Here is a 20,027-nt window from a genome sequence, read left to right as displayed (position 1 = left end):
CATCGCAGGTGCTGCCATGAGCGGATACGCCGACTATGTCGGCCGCCGGCTCGCGCAGTTCCTGCTCGTTGTTTTCATCGGCATCAACATCGCCTATGTCGTCACGCATGCATCGCCGATCGATCCGGTCGAGCAATCGATCTCGGCGGTGACCTCCTTTGGCAACACGGCGCCTGATGCGATCGAGCAGATGCGCAAGTCCTTGCGCGAGCTCTATGGTCTCGGCGGCACGCCCGTTCAACAATATCTGACGTTCTGGAAGCGAATCCTGAGCGCCGATTTCGGCCCGTCGCTGTCGGCATTTCCGACCCCCGTCGGCACTTTGATTGGACGTGCGCTGCCCTGGACGGCGTGCCTGCTCACGGTTTCGACCCTCATCGCCTGGGTGCTTGGAAATCTGTTGGGGGGGCTTGCCGGCTATTACCGGCAGAGCCGCGGGCTGAAGCTGATGGGGGTGATCGCCATGGGCCTTCATCCGATCCCCTATTACATCCTGGCCATGCTGCTGCTGATCCTGTTCGGCTTCATCTGGCCGGTGCTCCCGATCAGCGGTGGGGCGACGATGAATCTGCCGCAGACCCTGACACCCGAATTCGTCTTTAGCGTGCTGCAACACGCCGTCCTGCCGGCGCTCTCGCTGATCCTGATCGGCGTGGGGAGCTGGTTCCTCGGCATGCGTTCGCTGGTCTCCAATGTCCTCGCCGAGGACTACGTCGTCTATGCCGAGCTTGCCGGTGTGAACTCCTGGCGCATCCTGACATCCTATGTGATGCGCAATGCGCTCGTGCCGCAGGTGACGGGCCTCGCAATGTCGCTCGGTGGAATCTTCAACGGGGCCGTGATCACCGAAAAGGTGTTCGGTTATCCAGGTCTTGGCTCGCTCCTGGTCGATGCCGTCTATGCCGGTGATTACGGCCTGGTCCTCGGCGTCACCACCATCTCGATTCTCAGTGTATCCGTTGGCGTGCTCGCGATCGATCTCTTGTACCCCCTGCTTGATCCCCGGGTGAAGGTCAGCTGATGGTCGCCTTTATCCGCGAGCTCCTGCGCTACAGGACCGAATTCCGGATCGGGCTCGCGCTGGTTGCCGTCGTCCTGCTGCTGTCCATGATGGCGAGCTTTTCGCCATATCCGCCTGACAGCGTCTACGTGGTGCCGCCCGATTTACCACCGTCGCTGACATACTGGTTCGGCACCACGTCGCGCGGCCAGGACGTATTCTGGCAGGTGAGCTTCGCCATCCGGAATACGCTGCTGTTTGGCGGGACGGTGGCCCTGGTCAGCCGCCTGGTGGCGCTCGCGGTCGGGCTCGTCAGTGGCTACAAGGGCGGCTGGGTCGATCGCGCGCTGATGTCCGTCAACGATACCTTCATCGTCATCCCGCTGCTGCCGATCCTGGTGCTGTTCTATTTCGTGATGCGGGACCGCATCTCCTGGCTGATGCTGGCGCTGATCATGGCCTGTTTCGGCTGGGCTTACGATGCGCGGCTGATCCGTTCGGTGGTGATGAGCTTGCGGCAGCGTGAGTTCACCCAGACCAGCCTGTTCTCCGGAATGACCACGCGGCAGATCCTGACTGAGGAGCATCTGCCCTATGTCGTGCCGATCCTGTTCTCCACCACCATGAACAACATGGTGTGGTCGATCGGGCTCGAGGTGACGCTTGCCGTGCTCGGCTTCACCGACATCAACACCCCGACGATCGGCGGCATGATCTATTGGGCCAACCAGCACACGGCGATGGTTGCGGGCATCTGGTGGTGGATCGCCTTTCCGACCATCGCGGTGATCATGGCGTTCATCGGGCTGTTCCTGCTCGCGGTCTCGGTGAACGCCCATATCGATCCGAGAAGCCGCCTCTGGAGCACGGGAGAGGCGTCGTGATGCACGCGAGCGTCGAGCAGCCGCACGGGGATCAAGAGGCTCAGCCGCTTCTCGTCGTTCGCGATCTGCAAGCCTATTATCGGACCAGCCATGCCGGCGTCAGGCGCGGCATCCGGGCGGTTGATGGTGTCAGCTTCACCGTGCGCCGCGGCGAGATCTATGGTCTGGCCGGGGAATCGAGCTCGGGCAAGACCACGCTGATCAAGAGCATTGCCGGTGCGATCAAGCCCCCGCTCGAGATCGTGGGCGGCAGCATGGAGTTTGCGTTTCTCTCAGGCTATGGCGGATTGCACCGTGCAGCGCGGGCGGAATTGGAGCGGATTCGCTGGCGGCACCTGTCCTACATCATGCAGGGTTCAATGAACGTTCTGAACCCGGTGCGTCGTGTCAGATCCTCGTTCGTCGATTTCGCCTATCCGCATATCGGCGGCAGCCTAAAGCAGTTCGAGCAACTGGTGGTCGCCCATTTGGCTCGCGTCAAACTCGATCCGTCAGTGCTAACAGCCTTTCCACACGAGCTCTCGGGCGGGATGCGGCAACGCGCCGCGCTTGCGCTCGCGACGATTTGCCGTCCCGGATTTATCATTGCCGACGAGCCGACCACCGCGCTCGACGTGGTGGTGCAGAAGGAGGTGCTCGGCATGATCCGCGGCATTCAGCGCGAGACCGGCTCGTCGGTTCTGTTCGTCACGCATGACATGGGCGTACATGCGCATATCACCGACCGTCTCGCCATCATGTATGCCGGACGCCTCGTGGAGGAGGCCGCGACCGCGGAGATCTTCCGGAACCCGCTGCATCCTTACACCAAGAACCTCATCTCCAGCCTTCCGCGCATCGGCGAGGACGCGCCACGCGCGGGGCTTGCCGGCGCTCCGCCAAATCTGGCCGATCCCCCGTCGGGCTGCCGCTTCCATCCGCGATGTCCGCTCGCAAGCGAGATTTGCTGGCGTGAGGTTCCTGTCATGCGTGAAGCGAGCTCCGGGCATCGCGTGGCGTGCTTCGCCGTCAACGGGGGCGACGGCGCATGAATGACCTGCTGCTCGATGTCATGGAGGTCAGCAAGACTTTCGCCCGCGGAAGGCTGCTATCGCGGGAGAAGATCGTTGCGGTGAACAAGGTGAGCATGCAGCTTGCGGCCGGGCAGCCGGAGATCCTGGCGATCATCGGCGAATCCGGTAGCGGCAAGACGACGCTTGCCCGAATGATCCTCAACATGGAGACACCGACCAGCGGCAGACTGGTGCTCGACGGCACTGATCTTGCGGCGATGGGCGGCAGTGCTGCTCGGTTGGCATTCATGCACAAGGTGCAGCCGATCTTTCAGAATCCGTTTGAATCCTTCAATCCGCTGAAGCGGGTTGAGCGGTATCTGCTTATGACGCGACTTCGATTTGCTGGCGCGGCAGGTGAGAGCACGGCTGCGGTGGCCGTCGATGCGGCGTTGCACAAGGTGGGCTTGTCGCTCAAGGAGGTGGGTGGCCGGTACCCGCACGAGCTGTCCGGCGGACAGCTTCAGCGGGTCGCGATCGCCCGTGCGCTGCTGGCCGAGCCGAAATTGATCGTGGCGGACGAGCCGGTCTCCATGATCGATGCGTCCTTGCGCATGTCCATCGTCAATCTGTTCAAGACGTTGCGGGATGAGCTGGGGATATCGATCATCTATGTCACGCACGATCTGGCGACCGCCTACTACATCAGCGATCGTATCATGATCATGCAGAAGGGCAGCGTCGTCGAAAGCGGTGATGCGCGAACGGTGCTGAAGGCGCCCCGGCATCCCTATACGCGCCAGTTGCGCGAAGCCGTGCTATTGCCTGAGGTCGCCAGCGCCCCGGCGATCGTCACGCCCAACATGAACGGTCTCAGCCCCGGAGCACCTGAGAGGAGAGCATGAGAAAAGCCAGAGTTCTGATCGACCGCGACTTCGCCATCGGTCACACCGACCCTCGCTTGTTTGGTGCGTTCGTCGAACATCTCGGTCGATGCGTCTATGGCGGCCTCTACGAGCCCGGCCACCCGACCGCGGACGAAAGCGGCTTTCGCAAGGATGTGCTCGCGCTGGTGAAGGAGCTTGGCCCGACGCTCATCCGATATCCCGGCGGTAATTTCGTCTCGGGCTACAATTGGGAGGATGGCGTTGGCCCGCTGGAGACGAGGCCGGCCCGTCTTGACCTCGCCTGGTTCAGCACCGAGCCGAACAGTTTTGGCACCAATGAATTTATGGACTGGTGCAGGGCCGCCGACGTCGCGCCGATGATGGCTGTCAATCTCGGCACCCGCGGCGGCGATGCTGCGCGCAATCTGGTCGAATATTGCAATCATCCGGGCGGCACGGCCTGGTCGGAGCTGCGCCGCACCCACGGCTGGGACAAGCCGCACGACATCAAGCTGTGGTGCCTCGGCAACGAGGTCGACGGGCCCTGGCAGATGGAGCACAAGAGCGCAGCCGACTACGGCGCACTCGCCCGCGAAGCCGCCAAGATGATGCGCTGGATAGATCCCACCATCGAGCTCGCGGCGTGCGGTTCGTCGGGCCGCAACATGCCGACCTTCGGCCAGTGGGAGGACACGGTCCTCGAGCATACCTTCGATCACGTCGACTACATTTCCCTTCATACCTATCTCAACAATTACAAGCAGGACACGGCGTCCTTTCTCGCCAGCCCCGACCTGATGGACAGCTTCATCGACGAGGTCGTTGCGATCGCCGACGCGGTTGCCGCCAAGCGGCGTTCCAGCAAGCGCCTGATGCTGAGCTTCGATGAATGGAACGTCTGGTACCGAACGCGGCGCAATCGCGCCGACCGGGTCAAGGAAGGCTGGCCGGTGGCGCCGCCGATCCTCGAGGAAATCTACACGATGGAGGACGCGCTCGCCTTCGGTGGCGCCTGCATCTCCCTGCTCAATCATGCCGATCGGGTCAGGGTCGCCTGCCTCGCGCAACTCGTCAACGTCATCGCACCGATCATGACCGAGACGGGCGGCGGCGCGTGGCGCCAGACCACCTTCTTTCCGTTCGCGCACATGACCCGCTTCGGCCGCGGCAAGGTCTTGCGCGCGCAGGCGGAGTCCGAAACCTACGATTCCCACTACTACGATCCCCGTGGCACCCAGGAGCAATTTTTTCCCGTGCCTAACGTGCCCTATCTGAAGATCGCGGCCGTGGCGGCAGAGGATGGCGGCCTGTCGCTGTTTCTGCTCAATCGGGATCTGAGGCAGGAGATGGAGGTGAGCGTCGAGGCGAGAAGCTTCGGCAGGCTGACGGTGAGCGAGCGGCTCGAGCTCCGGCATGATGATCTCAAGGCAACGAATACCAAGACCGCGCCGACTAAGGTCAAGCCGGCGCCGCTGCAGGATGTGTCGTTCGATGGTGGACGATTGCAGACGACGCTCAAGCCGGCGTCGTGGAATGTGATTCATCTGTCCGCGAGCTGAGGATGGCAAAGCTTGGGTAGGTGCGAGCGGAGGAGTTGTCGATCGCTGTGGTATTCAACGTGTAGGGCCGGGACGTCCTCGCGAGTCGAGGACCTGGCGAATGGCATGCGCCAGATCTGCGGGCCGGTACGGCTTGCTCAGCAGGGTGATATCCGGGTCGAGTCGACCGTCATGCATCATGGCGGCTTCCGGATAGCCCGACATATAGAGCACGGGCACGTCAGGGCGCCGCTGGAGTACGGCATCGGCAAGTTCGCGGCCGTTCATCCCGCCGGGCATGACGACATCGGTGAAAAGCAGATCGAAGGCCGTGCCTTGGTCGACGAGCGCGAGGGCCTCCGGGCCGTTAGCGGCCGCGATCGTGCGATAGCCGAAGCTCTTCAGCTGCGCTTCGACGTAGTTGCGGACCAGCTCGTCGTCCTCGACCAGAAGGATGGTTTCACTGCCGCGTTGCAGCTCGCCTTTCGTCATCACGCTCGCGGAGGCTGCGGCCTGCGTCGAGCGGGGCAGGTACAGGCTGAAGGTCGTTCCCAGCCTTTCTTCGGTGTCGATTCTAATATGTCCGCCGGACTGCTTGATGAAGCCATACACCATGCTCAAGCCGAGGCCCGTTCCCTTGCCAAGCTCCTTGGTCGTGAAGAAGGGCTCGAAGATCTTGTCCCGGATAGCCTTGGGAATGCCCGTGCCGGTATCACTCACCGTGACGAGGACAAAGTCGCCGATAGTGTCGTCGGGGCCCGAATTGTCCGGGCCAAAGCTGGCATTAGCGCTGCCGAAGGAGATCTTGCCTCCGCCTATCATTGCATCGCGGGCGTTGACGGCGAGGTTGATCAGGGCGGTCGAGAGCTGGCCCGGGTCGATCAACGCCTGCCAGCAATCCGTTTGCAGCGTGGAGCCGACCTCGATGTGCTCGCCCAGCGTTGGCCGTAGCAGCTTTGCGGTATCGACAATGAGATTGTTGACGTCGACGTTGCGGGGTTGCAGTGGCTGCCTTCGCGCGAATGCGAGGAGCTGCATCGTCAGATCGGCGCCGCGGGTGGCGGCGTCGTCGATCATATGTGCAATGGCGACGAGGTCAGGCTGATCCGCAAGCCCGTCAATCAGGATCTGGATGGTTCCGGTGATAACAGTCAGGATGTTGTTGAAGTCATGGGCGACACCACCAGTGAGCTGGCCGACCGCGTCCATCTTCTGCGCCTGGCGCAGCTGCTGCTCGAGGCGCAGACGCTGGCTGATGTCGCGTCCGATCACGATGATCAGCTCCTGGCCGCCCGTCGAGACGTGAGCGGCAGACATTTCGACATCGAGGCCCTTGTCGTCGGGGCCGTGCAGGCGAAGTTGCAGCAGGCCGGTCGAATTCGGCGCCAGCAGGCTGGCAACCTCGGCTGCGTCAGCCGGAACGAGGATGGATCGGAACGGCAGGCCGATGATCTGCTCCCGAGCCCGCCCCAGCATCACACCAGCCGTGCGGTTAGCCTCAATCACGCGGCCGCTTTGGTCAAGAACCAGGATCGCGTCGTGCGCCTGCTCCATCAGCAGGCGGTATTTTTCCTCGGCCTGCTTTCGCGCGGTGAGGTCGAGCACGAACGAGACGCATTGATCGGACGACCCGGCCAGCGAGGCGGACCCGATGAGAATAGGCACGCGGCTGCCGTCTTTCCTGATGAACTCCTTTTCCCGCGAGGCGGTCTGCCCCGATGTCCTGAGCTGCTCGACCCGCTGCGCGTCTTCGTCGCGATATTCCGCCGGGGTCATATCGTTCCAGCGGATGGCGTTCGAGACCAGGTCCTGCCTGGAATATCCGGTCATGCTCAGGAAGGCATCGTTGGCGTAGCTGATGTCGCCGCTGCCGTCCCAGAACAGGATGCCGATAATGTTGGAATCGACGAGCCGGCGGATGCGTGCCTCGCGCTCCTGAAGGTCGCGGTAGAGCAGCGTGTTCTCCAGCGAAATCGCCGCTTGGGCCGCGAGCAGGTCCAGCACCGCCACACGATCCGGCGTGAAGGCGTGCGTCGTCAGCGTATTTTCCAGATACAGCAAGCCGATGAGCTTGGCTTGTTTCAGCAGTGGCAGGCAAAGCATTGATCTTGGATGTCGGCGACGCACATAGTCGTCACCGTAGAGCGGATCGGGCCGCGTCGCGTCGTCGACGATGAGAGGCTTTTGCGCGCGAATGACGTAGCGCAACAGGGCCTCCGGACAATCCGGTGTCGAGAGCGAGGTTTGACGCATCGCGACCGTGAACTCGTCGCCCCTGGATTGGCCCTCCGCCTCGATGCGGAAGCCGTCGTGCCGCGACAAGATCAGCAGGCCGCGATCGGCGCCGGCGTTTTGCAGCACGATCTTCATCAGCGTCTCGATCAGCTTCGGCAGCTCGATTTCACTTGAGACGGCCTGAGACGCCTTCACCACGGTGGTGACGTCCATATGCTGAATGGTCAGCCGGCTTCCGGAGCCGGTATCTTCGGCGACGTGGAGCCGAGGATAGAGGTGTTCGAGCTGCCTGACCTTCGGCTCGGCTCCCCAGCGAATGAATCCGTAGTGGGCGTCGCGCAGATAAGCATTGGCGATCTTGTCGAAGCCGCGCGTCGTATAGAAGCGCCCGGCGAGCTCATTTGCGATGGCCTCATTCTGAGGAAAGCCGTTTGCGTGCGCCGCGGCGATCGCCCGATCGTAGAATCGCATCGCATCGAGCTCGCGACCTTCGATGCGCGCCATTTCAGCCGAGATGAGAGCGGCGCGGTCGGTGAAGTCTTCCGGGCTGATCTCGGCCAATTGCTGAAGCTCGCGGTGGTGGCGGATCAGTGCGTCGAGATGCCGGGCTCGATCGCCCGGGGCGGCGACCTCGCAACACGCGCCTTCGGCCAAGGCCGCATAGAAGTGGAAGTCAATCCGATCGAACAGTGCTTTCGATGTCCACAAGAGCTTGTCGGCCTTTGCTGCGGCGGCGATGGCGGCGGGATCGTTGGCAAGCACACGTGCCTGCAGCTTGCGGGTCCAGTACCAGAATCCGGCCTGCTCTAGGTACGGCTCCGTCTCGAGACGACGTTCGAACTGCGCCTCGTTGAAGGCGGCATCGTCGAAGCTGCCGAATTTCGTGGTGAGGCCGCGCAGCGACCGGATGAGTTGCAACTGCCCAATAATTCGATCCGCCGCAAGGTCGACACGCGCCCGGCGTGCGAAATCGAGCCCCGCTTCGGCCTCCTGTTGCACTTCGGCAAGGGGGTCGCCGCAGGCGAGAAGGTGCGTCAGGAAGTGATGACGGGTGAAGCTCGCATAGTTCACGTCGCCGACTTGCTGCGCGGCGTCAAAGGCGCGCTTCAGCCACGGGCGGCCTGTCCTCACATCTCGCGTCCAGCTGCCGAAGCCGAGATAGACGCGGGCCTTGAACCGGTCCAGTCCGCGCGTCTCGACCAGATCGAGGCCGAGCCTGGCAAAACGATAGCCGGCAGCGTAGTCGTCGAAGTCGGGGCCGAGCACTGTGCCGAGCACGATATAGGCGAGGCACGACGCGTCGGAGTTGCCGTATTGCAGGCTGAGATTGGCCATGCGTCCGATGATCAGGCGACGCAGGCCCTCGTCGATGTACCAGGCTGGCGAAACCAGCACCGTAAGGACATCCATGGTTCCGCGCGCGACCGGATCGGCCATCTGCGGCAGATCGAGCAGGGCCTCGATCGGACGGTCACCGATCGCCTGCCACATCCGCTGATATTCTCGCTGGACTTCATCCGGCGTTGGGTGCGCGGACCAGTCGATACCGACGCGTCGCAGATAGTCGAGCGCGGTCTCGACGTCGCGATCGCTTGGCTCCATCCGCAGCCGGGTGACTGCCGCGAGATCGGGCAGGGTGGCGGCCCGCTCAGCCAGTTCTACGAGACGCAAGTTCGCAGCCGCGTGGTCGCCTGCGAGGAATTCGCATTCGGCGCGCTGGAGGGCCAGCGCGAAACTGAGCGTGTAATGTTGCTCCCAGCGATCCCGGGGTAGCATGGCCTCGCCAGCCGCGAAGTGAGCGTGCGCCATGGTGAAGGCCGTCGCGGCCTTGGCGCGGCGACCAGCCAGCAGATTGCGCTCCGCCAGCCTGACGCGCTCGTCGGGTGCGGTAATCAAGGCCGTGCCGCGGTTGAGCTGGCTGACGATCTCGAAGACGTCGTCCTCGACGGTATCAGGCGCGGCTCTCGCTGCGAACAAGCGGCCGATGCGCAGATGCGCCGCAGCCCGTTCCTGCTCCGGAATCAGCGCATAGGCTGCCTCCTGAAACCGGTCGTGGACGAAGCGGTAGGTGCCAGCTTGCGGCTCTACGAATTCCTGGCGAACGGCGGGCCACAGATCTTCGTTGACCTGATCTTCGGAGGTGCCGAGCACGACCGAAAGCACTGGCACCTCGGCGACATTTCCGAGGCAGGCCATCTGCTGCAGAGCCGTGCGTGTCGGCAGGGGCAACCGGGTGAGCTTCCCCAGCATGAGGTCGACGACATTGTCGGTGTATCGCTTGGCGTGAATGCGCTCGAGATCCCAGGACCAGCTGATCGCATCATGGTCGAAGGCAAGCAGGCCTTCGTCGACCAGCGAGAACATGAACTGGATGGCGAAAAACGGATTGCCTGCGGTCTTCTCGTGCACGAGCTGGATCAATGGCGCTGCTTGTCTGGGCTCGCAACGTAGCGTATCGGCAAGCAACTGGCCGAGATGCCTGCGGCCGAGAGGCGCGAGCGTGATCTCCACCACCTGTCGACCGCGCGCCTTGATCGCCTCGCGCATGCGCATGACCGGATGAGCGGAATCCACCTCGTTGTCGCGGTAAGCGCCGATCAGCATCAGGTGCTTCAGCTCTGACCGGGTCAGGATGTCCTCGAGCAGCTCGAACGTCGCCATATCGAGCCATTGCAAATCATCGAGGAACAGCACCAGGGGATGTTCGGCCCGCGCAAACACGCCGATGAACTGCTCGAGTACGCGGTGAAAGCGGCTTTGCGCGTGCTGGAGCGACAGCTCCGGGACAGGCGGCTGTTCACCGACGACGGCTTTCAGCTCCGGGACCAGATCCACGACGAGCTGTCCGTTTGGACCTAGCGCGTCTTGCAGGGCTTGGCGCCACTCGCTTAGCTCGGCTTCGCGTTTGCCGAGAAGGGGTCGGACGAGGCCCTGGAATGCCTTGGCAAGCGTGGCGTAGGGGATGTCGCGTTTGTGCTGGTCGAATTTGCCTGACGCAAACAAGCCGTGCGAAGGCACCAGCACCTTGTGCAGCTCGTTGACGACGGAGGATTTGCCGATGCCGGAATATCCGGAGACCAGCGCAAGCTCGGGCGCGCCGCTTCTGACGATGCGCTCGAACGAGGCGAACAGCATCTCGCGCTCGGCCGTTCGTCCGTACAGCTTCTCGGGAACGAGGAGCCGATCGGGCGTGTCGTGCTCGCCCAGCGGGAAGTCTTCGATGCGATGCCTAAGCTCCCATTCGGAAAGGCAACGTTGCAGGTCCCTCTCGGCGCCGCCTGCGGTCTGGTAGCGCTCCTCGGCCATCTTGGAGAGCAGTTTCATGATCAGCCTGGACACCGCACGGGGGACGTCGCCGCATCGCTTGGCCGGGGCTTCCGGCTCTCTTGCAACGTGACAATGCACCCATTCCATCGGATCACCAGCGACGAATGGCAACGAGCCGGTGACCATCTGATAGAGCGTGATGCCGAGCGAGTAGAGATCGCTTCGGGAGTCGATCGAGCGATTCATCCGCCCGGTCTGCTCGGGGGACATGTAGGCGAACGTACCGGCGATCTGCTCTTGCGCGGCTGCGGACAGCCGTTCGCGTGGGCGGCGGGTTGCGAAGCCGAAGCCGGTGAGGTGCACGCTGCCGTTGCTGCGGCTCACCAGGATATTTGCCGGTTTGATATCCTTGTGCACCAGTCCCTGTTGATGGACCTTGCCGAGCGCGGCGGCGATCTGGACCGCGAGGCGCAGGAAACTGCCCGTCTCCATGGGGGCGTCGGTCAGCCAGGTCAGTGGCTCGCCGCCGGAATCCTCGAGGACGAGAATGGTGCGGCCGTGATCCTGCAGCAGCTCGAGCGGCTTCGCCGCCCAGGCACTGTCCAGTTCGTCCTTCAGTGCAAATTCGTGAGCCAGCCGGTCGAGGCTTTGCGGGCTTGGATGCTCGGCGGCGGGAACGACGGCCAGCACAACCTGCCGTTCACCGTCAATGCGTTCGCGGGAGGTGCGGCACAGCAGAATCCCTTCTTCGTCGCAAAGAACCTGCGGACCGTGGGCCCAGCCGGTACCCATAAACGATGAAAGGTTCATGTCGGTAGACCATGCCGCCGCCGAGCCCAAGCGCGAGCTCAAGTCCGAGCCGAAGCGGGGCTCCCCCGGTACTTTGCCTCACCCTCCAATAGGCCGCCCCGATACGCGCCGTTACCGTTTCTTTTTCCGCGTGCGGGACGCATGACGGGCAGAACGCACATGCGACGTCTGGCACGACAGGGCTGGCCCCTCACGCCTTCATTCCAGCGCCCGGTTCGATCGACAAGGCCGGGCACCGTTAAATCGTATCATTTGCCTCAATCTCGTCAACGGACGGCCGACCCGACGACGCAAAGCGATGCGCATTCGAGCACACCGGCATGCAACAGAGGTCTCCTGCGGGCGATCTCGCAACCTAAGGGAGAATAAAAGCGTCCGTGATGAGCCGGCGAGAGAATTCAGCTTTTTCAATTGGTTAGATGTTGGTGCTGACCAAGCCCCCACGAACAAGTCCACGACGTCAAGTCCGGATCACAAAACCCTTCGCAAGGTGATTGCGCACAAAATAGATCATCGCGATTCCCGGCAGGACAGCGAGCACCGTCATGGCCATAACGAGCCCGAAATCGGTTCGAAAACCGAACAGGCCGTTGATGGCCATGGTGATCGGCTTGCCGCCGGTCGTGGTCAGGATGCGGGCCAGCACCACCTCCACCCAGGAGAAGACGAAGCAAAAGAACGCGGCGACGCCGATGCCGGGCGCAATCGCCGGAATGAGATGGCGAAAGAAGAAGCTTGGCAGCGAATGGCCATCCAGAAACGCCGTCTCGTCGAACTCGCGCGGCACCGCCGAGATAAAGCCTTCCAGGATCCAGATCGAGATCGGTATGTTGAAGACGCAATGGACCAGCGCGATGCCGACCGGTGTATTTGCAAGGCCAATCTGAGCGAACAGGACGAAGATCGGCAGCGACAGCACGACGGTCGGCGTGATCCGGAACACCAGCAGCAGGAAGAACAGCTGGCGATCGCCGGCGAAGCCGTAGCGCGCGAACGCATAGGCGGCCGGCAGTCCGACGCCGAGACACAGCGCGACATTCAGCACGACATAGATGATGGAGTTGACGATCGAGTCCTTCAGAGCGGCCGAATGCAGGATGTTCTGGTAGTTGACGAGGCTGAAATGCCCCTCCGCGATCCCGGCTCTCGGCAGCGTCGAGACGAAGCTGGTGATGATCGTCTGCGCCAGCGGCACAAGAATGAAGGCGCCGATCACGGCAAACAGGGCGATCCGCCCCCACGACGACGGCGCCCTCACGTGGTGAGCTCCTGGGTCGGCGGCACCGCGGGCGCTGGCGCGCTCGTCGCCGCCTTGAAGGTCCATGCGACCGTCAGCACGATCAGGAAGTAGACGATCGAGCGGGCCGCTGATGGTCCGTAGTTGAAGGACAGGATCTCCTCGCCGAGGTCGAGACTGAGAAATGCGGTGGCGCTGTCAGGGCCGCCTGCATTGATGCGGAACGCCTCGATATAGATCATGAAGCTGTCCATGAAGCGAAGCAGCACGGCCATCGACAGCACGGTCTTCATCTTCGGAAGCTGAATGAAGCGAAACACCTGCCATTGCGAGGCGGCGTCGATGGCGGCGGCCTGGTAGTAGGCGGGCGGAATGCTGGAGATGCCGGCATAGGCGAGCACGACGACCAGCCCCAGCCAGTGCCATGTGTCCATCACGACGAGCACGATCCAGGTGTGCAAGGCGTTGAACTTGTAATCGAAGCCGACGCCCAGCCACGCCAGCATTTTGCCGGCGAGACCCGCATTGGGATTGATGAAGTTGAGCCAGATCACCGGGATCATGTTCCAGGGCACCACCAGCGGCACGGTGATCAGAACGAGGACGGTGCTGACGATGAACTGGTTGGAACGCTGCAGCAGCAGCGCGATCCAGATGCCGAGTGGAAGCTGAATCGACAGCACGATCGCCGAGAACAGGAAGCTGCGTCCGAGGCTTGCGTAGAATCGTTCCGAGGTTACGATGTTCCGGTACCAGTCGACGCCGACCCAATACGGATTGTTCAGGCTGAACAGGTCCTGGAAGGAGTAATTGGTGACGGCAATCAGAGGCACGATTCCGACGAAGGTCACGATGACCAGCGCAGGAAGCACCAGGAACCAGGCTCTGTTGTCGTATAGCTTCATGTCGAACGATTGCAGTGGGACACGCCCGGTCACGAAAAAAAAGCCTCGATTGACACCGAGGCCTTCCCAGCATTCCGGATCGAGCCTGACCTAGCCTGTGATCTGGCGAAAATCCAAGAGGCTGCAGCGCAGCCCAGTTCCGCGCCGCAATCATGTGTCGAGGCGCCTCGTCAGCGCTGAGCGTCGCGTCTGTTTTCCGGATCGCTCTCTGGCTCCGAGATCAGCACTACCGGCTCGTCATAGCCCTGGCGGCTGCTGTAGAACACCAACGCCATCAGGCCGGCGCCGACGATGAGCGAGAACACGGCGCCGAGCGCCAATGCGACATAACCTGCTTCCGGAACCCTGGTATCCGTGCTGGTCCAGCCGAGATAGCCGAGAATGCAGGCTGCAAGGAGTAGTGCGCACATCACTGCAATGACGGCCCATCTGGCAAATTTGCCGCCTTCAGAGCCCGACGGCGCGACGGCCGGTCGATGGTCGGTGCTGGTCATGGATTCCTCCTCACACTATGGCGCAGTGGCCTTGGTCGCGATCGCATGCAACGCGCCGGTCAGCGCCGCGACGACGGGCGTGGCCGGCTCGCCGGCGCCGTGACGTTGTGCGAGAAAGGCCGGATCGTTGTAGGACAGCCAGGTCGCGCCCTGTTCGTCCTGCCAGACCAGGGCCTTAAGCGGCAAGTCGATGCCGGCAGTCTGCGCTTGTTGCATCAAGGGCGTGCCGACCTTGGCATTGCCGAAGATGAGCAGATCGGTCGGTCGCAGCGTCAGGTCGACGGCGGCCGCACCCGCGGCGTGATCGATGTGAGCGAACACGGTGAGGCCCCTGGCCTTCACCTCGGCCTCGAGCCGCTTCATCGTGTCTTCAGGTCCAAAATTGCTCTTGATGGAGATGAGTCCGTCCGCGGCCATGGCTTGCGTCTCCCATAAACATGTCGCTGCAATCAGCGCGACGATACCTATCAATGTCGACAGCTTCACGCTCACGCGCTCACTTCTTGTGAAACAGCTTCGCCGGGTCGAATTCCGGATCCGGAACGAAACCGTCGCGATTGGGCATCCTGATTTTCGGCAAGGAGTCCTTGTCGACCTTGCCGTCTGCCGGAACGATGCCGTTCAAGCTCAGAATGTAGGCGGTGACGGCGTAGGTCTCATCGGTGCTGAGCGAGCCCGGCGTCGGATACGGCATGGCGCGATGGATGTAATCGAACAGCGTCGTCGCATAGGGCCAGAAGCTGCCGACGGTCTTGACCGGCATGTTGGAGGCGAGCGTGCCCTGTCCGCCGACAAGACGATCCTTGATGCCGCCCTGGCCGTTCTCGCCATGACAGGCCGCGCAATTGTCGGCAAAAATCTGTTTACCTTGCGTTGCGGTGCCGCTGCCAGCAGGCAGGCCCTTGCCATCGGGACCGACGTCGATGTCCCACAGCTTGATCTCGTCAGGCGTTGCCGGACGACCGAAATCGAAGGCCAGCGCGGGCGCCGCGAGAAGGCCTGCGGTGAGGAGGCCGGCGTGAAGCACCTTGCTATGCGAGGACATTGCGGACCCTCCCGGCCTCGTCGATGCTCCAGCTCTGCTGGGCATTGTAGTGAAACAGCGCATTCGTCCCCATCGCGGCGATGAAGGATTTCCGGTCCGGCTGGACATTGCCTTGGTCGTCGGTGGAGCGGCTGACGATCGTGGTCGGCTTGCCGTCCCACACCCAATCCATCTGGAAGCGAACCTGCGCCTTGGGAAGCACCGGCAGGCTCAACTGCGCCTGCTTCCAGGTCTTGGCACCGTCGGTCGAGATCTCGACCTTTGCGATCTTACCATGGCCGCTCCAGGCAAGGCCGGAGATCCTGACGTATCCTGGTTGGATCTGCATCATGCCCGAGGGCTGGGTGATGACGGAGTTGGTGTCCATCCGCAGCTGGAATTGCCGTGCCTTGCCGTCGGCGAGCAACTGCGTGTAGCGCGCCGTCTCCCAGCGCGTCATCCATGGCGCGTTGCCGAATTTGAGCCGGCGCAGCCATTTGATGTTGAGGTTGCCCTCGAAGCCCGGCATCACCAGCCGCATCGGAAAACCGTGCGCGGGCCGCAGCGGCTCGCCGTTCTGGCCGTAGGCGACGAAGGCCTCGTTCACGATCTCGTCGGTGAGAGGAATGCTGCGGTCGACGCCGGCGCCGTCGCCGCCCTCGGCCAGCATCCAGGTCGAGCCCTTGTCCTTGGCGACGAGGTCGATCAGGAATTTGAGCGGTACGCCGGTCCATTCATTGGTGCTGACGAGGCCATGCGTGCTCTGCACCGTCAGCTCAGGGTCGGCCTTCTTCCAGTTTTCCCAGCCGTTTCCGGTGCATTCGATGAAGACAACACGCGAGATCGACGGCATCCGCTTGAGATCGTCGACGCTGAACACCAGCGGCTTTTGCACCATGCCGTGGATCAGCAGCCGGTGCTGTGCGGGATCGATATCGGGCACGCCGGAATGGCTGCGTTCGTAATGCAGATCGGTCGGCGTGATGTTGCCGACCAGCTTCTGATGCGGCGTCTTGGAATTGATGGCGTCGCTGGGATCGATATTGCGCTTGCCTGGCGAGGCCTCCGGGATGCGATCAATCTTGACGAAGTGGGATCGTTCGCTGTGTGTGCCGAGCTCGGCTCCGGGCCCGCGATCGGGGACATCCGCCAGCGATTCGGCATCGGCCGCCTCGGTCGCGGCCACGCCCAAAATGCCAGCCGACAGTCCTCCTACGAAGCCGCGGCGCGACATATTCGCAGGCCGTGACAACATTTCGATTGGCGTCTTGAACGTCATACGATCTCCCATCGGTCGTCGTGCTTTTTGGAAATTCCGATCGCGTCCATTGCGCGACGTTTACCGCACGCTGTGAAGATTGCTTGTTAGGTTGTGTTAGAAGGAGTGAGCCTGGCGCGCTCCCTCATTTTGCGCTGTTCAAGCTTCCTTGAACGCCTCGTGCGCGCGGGTCGAATAGACCAGAGCCGCGCCGGCGTTGACCGAGATGGCGGTTCCAAGCGCTTCGGCCAACTCGCTTTCGGTCGCGCCGTGCTTCTTGGCTTCGGCGGCATGGACAGTGATACAGCCGTCGCAGCGCAGGCTGATGGCGACGGCGAGCGCGATCAGCTCGCGCGTCTTAGCGTCGAGATGGGCGGTCTTGACGCCGGCGCCGCTCAGCGTCGCGTAGCCTTTGACCGTTTCCGGCGAGAGCTTTCCGATCTCGCCGACGCCGGCGACAAGCTGCCGGCGATAGGTGTTCCAGTCGAGCATTGCCATGTTAACCTCCATTGGTGTTGTTGCCTCGAATGTGCGGGCGCGTGCCGCTCACGGATATGGCCGGGCGGCTCGGGCTCATGTCTGGGCGGATCAAGGAGTGCTGATGTCGGAGGCTGAAGCAGCCGAACTGTTGAATGCCATGGTGCCGCTGTTCAGGATCCGCCCGGTGATCGAGGATTCCTGCCGGTTCGGCGGCAGCTGGGCGTCACCCCACGCGGCGAACGGCAGGGGATGGGCGCAATTCCATATGGTGACGCGTGGCTCCTGCGTGGTCGAGAGGCCGGGCTTGGGTCCGCAAAGGCTGGAGGCCGGCGACATTCTCCTGCTGCCTCACGGTGACAGTCATCTGGTGCGGAGCGAGGTGAAGGGCGCTGTAGGGCGGGTGTCGACCGAAATCCGCAATGGAGTGCGTCAGCGCGCCACGGTCGATGCTGCGGTCGATACCGAGCTGCTCTGCGGCCGGTTCCTGTTCGAAACCTCGGATGAGAATCCGCTGATCGCGGCTCTTCCCGACGAGATTATCTTGCGCACGGCCGGGGAGCCGCTGCTGGAGAGGTTTCGGCGACTGTTGCTCGACATCCGCGAAGAACTGGATGCGGGGCGGGCAGGCTCAGAGATGGTCGCGGCCGATCTCGCGAGGGCGCTGTTCGTCATGATGCTTCGTGACCACCTGACCGGGCAGGCTTCAGGCAACGGCACGCTTTCGCTTTTGCAGGACCGCACCACGGCCCGGGTCGTGTTGGCGATCCTTGGCGATCTCGCCCGCGACTGGACGCTCGACGAGATGGCTGAGGTTGCCATCGCCTCGCGTGCGACGCTGGTGCGCGCCTTTCAGAAGCGCGCAGCCGCGGCGCCGATGACGTTCTTGTCCGATCTCAGACTGGCGGTCGCACGCAAGCGCCTTGCCGGCACATTAGACCCGATCGCGAAGATCGCCCATGAAGTCGGTTACGCATCCGAAAGTGCCCTGAGCAAGGCCATCATGCGCAAATACGGCATGCGACCCGGCGCTTTGAGAGAGCCGGGTTCGCAGCCGCGTGCCGTCAGCTCCGATACCAGCTCGCAATATTCCACGTCGTGACGTCCCATCCCGAGATATCTGTCATCAGGCCATTGACGGCGCCGCCGACGATGTAGCGCGAGAGCAACGGCAGGAAGATGTTGGCCTCGCAGAAGATCTCGTCGACCTTGATCAGCAGCGCGGCGCGCTTGACCGGGTCGAGCTCGTTCTGCGCGGCCTTGTAGGCCTTGTCAGCGTCCAGATCGGACCAGCGCGAGACGTTGCGGCCGAGCCATTTGTTGTCCTTGTTGGCGATCTCCCAAGAGACACATTGGTTCAGGAATCGCTCCGGATCGGGCTGCGGTTGCGTCGCATTGTACATCTCCATGTCGCAATAGAATTTCGTGTAGGTGTCGGGATTGCCGGCGTCCGATGAGAAGAACACCGACGCGGTGACCGATTTGAGCTCGATCTCTATCCCGGCCTTCTGGCAAGCCTGCTTGATGATGGCTTGCGTCTTCTGGCGCGGTGCGTTGATCGAGGTCTGGAAGACGTATTTCAGCTGCTTGCCATCCTTCGCGCGGATGCCGTCGGCGCCCATCTTCCAGCCGGCCTCATCGAGAATCTTGTTCGCCTTGTCGATGTTGAACTCGTATTTCAGCTTGCCTGATTTGAATTGCGGGGGCTGGTTGACAAAGCTCGCCGTGGCGATCGCGGCGCGGCCGTAGATGAATTTCTGGATTCCCTCGCGATCGATCAGCAGGTTGAGGGCCCGGCGCACGGCCGGATCGGACAGCGTCGGGTGTTTCGTCCTGGCGTTGGATCGTTCGCCGTCGACCTCGGTCCAGGGGTCCGTGGTGTTGAGGATGATGAACTCGATGCCGCCGGCGGTCGTGTACTCGACCCTGCCTTTGCCACCCGTCTCCATGCGCTTGAGGATCTCGTCCTCGACCAGCAAATTCCAGGCGTAGTCGTATTCGCCGGTCTGCAGCACGGCGCGCGCCGCGGAGACCGCGTCTCCGCCGCCCTTGATCTCGAACGTGTCGAAAAAAGGCTGGTTCTTGACGTGATAGTCGGGATTGCGTTCGGCCCTGAGCAAATCGCCTGGCTTGAACTCGACGAATTTGTAGGGACCGGTGCCGACCGGCTTCAGATTGCCCGGCGCGTCGCGCGATTTCGCACCGGCATAGTCGCCGAAATGATGTTTCGGCAGGATCTGGCCGACCGCGCCGACGAAGGGGTCGGCCCAGAACGGGGTCGGTGCCTTGAAGGTGACCTTGACGGTGTGGTCGTCGATCTTCTCGACAAGGATGTCCTTGTAAGAGCCCGTGGTGTAGGCGGCCGTCGCGAGATCGGCGGCATAGGTCCAGGTGAAGACGACGTCGTCGGCGGTGAAGGGCTTGCCGTCATGCCATCTCACGCCCTGCTTCAGCTTCCAGATCACGGTGGTGCCGTCAGCAGAGAGGCCGCCATTCGCCTTGGTCGGGGTCTCGGCGGCAAGACAGGGGATGAGATTGCCTTCCTTGTCCCAGCCGGCGAGGGGCTCGAAGAAGATTCGTGAGGCGACCTGGTCCTTGGTGCCGAGCGCGAAATGCGGATTGAGCAAGGTGGGGGCCTGCCAGACCAGCATCCTGAGCGGACCGCCGCCGCCGGCTTTCGTCGGCTTGTAGGCCAGTGTGGCGTTAGCCATCGCCACGTCGTTCCAGAGCAGGATCTGGCTCGCAATTGGCGCCGTGATCCCGACCGTGGCCAAGCTCTGGATGAACGAGCGTCGAGACAGCGTGCCCTGCTTCACTTCCGCAATGAGCCCGCGGATATCGTTTTCGTCCATCAGATGACCTCCACCTGCCACAAGAACAGTCGTCACCGGCGGACCCATCATGTTGCATCGGGCGCGAGGCGGCAATGCCCACAAAGTGCGAATAGCCCGCGGCGAAATAGCAGGCGCGAATTCGAGTGGGCCATGTGTCTGCAGGTCGGCAGCTTCTGCCGGGACGG

Annotated in this window: 15 protein-coding genes; 6 read left to right on the top strand and 9 right to left on the bottom strand. The window is 62.6% G+C overall.

Annotated features, from left to right (window positions below; all coding sequences use genetic code 11):
- Window positions 1-16 precede the first annotated feature (16 nt).
- Genes XI06_RS01025 through arfA form a run of 5 tightly spaced genes read left to right on the top strand, consistent with a single transcriptional unit; the run spans window position 17 to window position 5,322 of the window.
- Window positions 17-1,021: an ABC transporter permease gene (locus tag XI06_RS01025; protein ID WP_271604419.1), complete on the top strand. Its 1,005-nt coding sequence runs from the start codon at window positions 17-19 to the stop codon at window positions 1,019-1,021.
- Window positions 1,021-1,884 carry an ABC transporter permease gene (locus tag XI06_RS01020; RefSeq protein WP_237862801.1) on the top strand — a complete coding sequence of 288 codons (864 nt, stop codon included), beginning with the start codon at window positions 1,021-1,023 and terminating at the stop codon, window positions 1,882-1,884. The genes XI06_RS01025 and XI06_RS01020 overlap by 1 nt, the downstream gene beginning before the upstream one ends.
- Window positions 1,884-2,915, top strand: a complete 1,032-nt coding sequence (locus tag XI06_RS01015) for an ABC transporter ATP-binding protein (protein WP_271604559.1) — start codon at window positions 1,884-1,886, stop codon at window positions 2,913-2,915. The genes XI06_RS01020 and XI06_RS01015 overlap by 1 nt, the downstream gene beginning before the upstream one ends.
- Window positions 2,912-3,781: an ABC transporter ATP-binding protein gene (locus XI06_RS01010; RefSeq protein WP_271604418.1), complete on the top strand. Its 870-nt coding sequence runs from the start codon at window positions 2,912-2,914 to the stop codon at window positions 3,779-3,781. The genes XI06_RS01015 and XI06_RS01010 overlap by 4 nt, the downstream gene beginning before the upstream one ends.
- Complete coding sequence (gene arfA, locus XI06_RS01005) at window positions 3,778-5,322, top strand: arabinosylfuranosidase ArfA (protein ID WP_237872479.1); 1,545 nt, start codon at window positions 3,778-3,780, stop codon at window positions 5,320-5,322. The genes XI06_RS01010 and arfA overlap by 4 nt, the downstream gene beginning before the upstream one ends.
- A 54-nt stretch (window positions 5,323-5,376) precedes the next feature.
- Here the strand turns inward: arfA and XI06_RS01000 are convergent, their stop codons facing one another.
- From XI06_RS01000 to XI06_RS00965, 8 genes are all read right to left on the bottom strand, one after another.
- Window positions 5,377-11,613 (bottom strand): AAA family ATPase, encoded by a 6,237-nt coding sequence (locus XI06_RS01000; RefSeq protein WP_271604417.1) that lies wholly within the window; start codon window positions 11,611-11,613, stop codon window positions 5,377-5,379.
- Between the two features lie 460 nt (window positions 11,614-12,073).
- A complete protein-coding gene (locus tag XI06_RS00995; protein ID WP_271604416.1) occupies window positions 12,074-12,871 on the bottom strand; it encodes a carbohydrate ABC transporter permease in 798 nt (265 codons plus the stop codon).
- Window positions 12,868-13,755 carry a carbohydrate ABC transporter permease gene (locus XI06_RS00990; RefSeq protein WP_271604558.1) on the bottom strand — a complete coding sequence of 296 codons (888 nt, stop codon included), beginning with the start codon at window positions 13,753-13,755 and terminating at the stop codon, window positions 12,868-12,870. Before XI06_RS00990 ends, XI06_RS00995 begins: the two co-directional genes overlap by 4 nt.
- Window positions 13,756-13,925: 170 nt before the next feature.
- Window positions 13,926-14,249: a hypothetical protein gene (locus XI06_RS00985; protein WP_271604415.1), complete on the bottom strand. Its 324-nt coding sequence runs from the start codon at window positions 14,247-14,249 to the stop codon at window positions 13,926-13,928.
- Between the two features lie 15 nt (window positions 14,250-14,264).
- A complete protein-coding gene (locus tag XI06_RS00980) occupies window positions 14,265-14,666 on the bottom strand; it encodes a DUF302 domain-containing protein (protein ID WP_249803555.1) in 402 nt (133 codons plus the stop codon).
- A gap of 79 nt (window positions 14,667-14,745) precedes the next feature.
- Window positions 14,746-15,294: a c-type cytochrome gene (locus tag XI06_RS00975; protein ID WP_237891063.1), complete on the bottom strand. Its 549-nt coding sequence runs from the start codon at window positions 15,292-15,294 to the stop codon at window positions 14,746-14,748.
- Window positions 15,281-16,552 (bottom strand): sulfite dehydrogenase, encoded by a 1,272-nt coding sequence (gene soxC / locus XI06_RS00970; RefSeq protein ID WP_237891065.1) that lies wholly within the window; start codon window positions 16,550-16,552, stop codon window positions 15,281-15,283. The genes XI06_RS00975 and soxC overlap by 14 nt, the downstream gene beginning before the upstream one ends.
- Before the next feature lie 138 nt (window positions 16,553-16,690).
- Entirely contained in the window at window positions 16,691-17,029 is a 339-nt protein-coding gene (locus tag XI06_RS00965; RefSeq protein WP_237862789.1) for a carboxymuconolactone decarboxylase family protein, read from the bottom strand.
- A gap of 103 nt (window positions 17,030-17,132) precedes the next feature.
- On the opposite strand from XI06_RS00965, the gene XI06_RS00960 reads away from it, so the two are divergent.
- Window positions 17,133-18,110: an AraC family transcriptional regulator gene (locus tag XI06_RS00960; protein ID WP_237862787.1), complete on the top strand. Its 978-nt coding sequence runs from the start codon at window positions 17,133-17,135 to the stop codon at window positions 18,108-18,110.
- Here XI06_RS00960 and XI06_RS00955 read toward each other — a convergent pair.
- Entirely contained in the window at window positions 18,073-19,860 is a 1,788-nt protein-coding gene (locus XI06_RS00955; protein WP_237872463.1) for a peptide ABC transporter substrate-binding protein, read from the bottom strand. The genes XI06_RS00960 and XI06_RS00955 overlap by 38 nt on opposite strands.
- Between the last annotated feature and the right edge of the window lie 167 nt (window positions 19,861-20,027).

The sequence above is a fragment of the Bradyrhizobium sp. CCBAU 11434 genome (assembly GCF_028128895.1).
Taxonomy (GTDB): Bacteria; Pseudomonadota; Alphaproteobacteria; order Rhizobiales; family Xanthobacteraceae; genus Bradyrhizobium; species Bradyrhizobium zhengyangense.
Note: the sequence above shows the minus strand (reverse complement) of the source record. Positions and strands in the feature narration are given on the sequence as shown.

What these genes read in the sequence shown, in the direction of transcription:
- XI06_RS01025 (WP_271604419.1), top strand. Translation starts at nt 17, where the DNA reads ATGAGCGGATACGCCGACTATGTCGGCCGCCGGCTCGCGCAGTTCCTG.
- XI06_RS01020 (WP_237862801.1), top strand. Translation starts at nt 1,021, where the DNA reads ATGGTCGCCTTTATCCGCGAGCTCCTGCGCTACAGGACCGAATTCCGG.
- XI06_RS01015 (WP_271604559.1), top strand. Translation starts at nt 1,884, where the DNA reads ATGCACGCGAGCGTCGAGCAGCCGCACGGGGATCAAGAGGCTCAGCCG.
- XI06_RS01010 (WP_271604418.1), top strand. Translation starts at nt 2,912, where the DNA reads ATGAATGACCTGCTGCTCGATGTCATGGAGGTCAGCAAGACTTTCGCC.
- arfA (WP_237872479.1), top strand. Translation starts at nt 3,778, where the DNA reads ATGAGAAAAGCCAGAGTTCTGATCGACCGCGACTTCGCCATCGGTCAC.
- XI06_RS01000 (WP_271604417.1), bottom strand. Translation starts at nt 11,613, where the DNA reads ATGAACCTTTCATCGTTTATGGGTACCGGCTGGGCCCACGGTCCGCAG.
- XI06_RS00990 (WP_271604558.1), bottom strand. Translation starts at nt 13,755, where the DNA reads ATGAAGCTATACGACAACAGAGCCTGGTTCCTGGTGCTTCCTGCGCTG.
- XI06_RS00985 (WP_271604415.1), bottom strand. Translation starts at nt 14,249, where the DNA reads ATGACCAGCACCGACCATCGACCGGCCGTCGCGCCGTCGGGCTCTGAA.
- XI06_RS00980 (WP_249803555.1), bottom strand. Translation starts at nt 14,666, where the DNA reads ATGGCCGCGGACGGACTCATCTCCATCAAGAGCAATTTTGGACCTGAA.
- XI06_RS00975 (WP_237891063.1), bottom strand. Translation starts at nt 15,294, where the DNA reads ATGTCCTCGCATAGCAAGGTGCTTCACGCCGGCCTCCTCACCGCAGGC.
- soxC (WP_237891065.1), bottom strand. Translation starts at nt 16,552, where the DNA reads ATGACGTTCAAGACGCCAATCGAAATGTTGTCACGGCCTGCGAATATG.
- XI06_RS00965 (WP_237862789.1), bottom strand. Translation starts at nt 17,029, where the DNA reads ATGGCAATGCTCGACTGGAACACCTATCGCCGGCAGCTTGTCGCCGGC.
- XI06_RS00960 (WP_237862787.1), top strand. Translation starts at nt 17,133, where the DNA reads ATGTCGGAGGCTGAAGCAGCCGAACTGTTGAATGCCATGGTGCCGCTG.
- XI06_RS00955 (WP_237872463.1), bottom strand. Translation starts at nt 19,860, where the DNA reads ATGGACGAAAACGATATCCGCGGGCTCATTGCGGAAGTGAAGCAGGGC.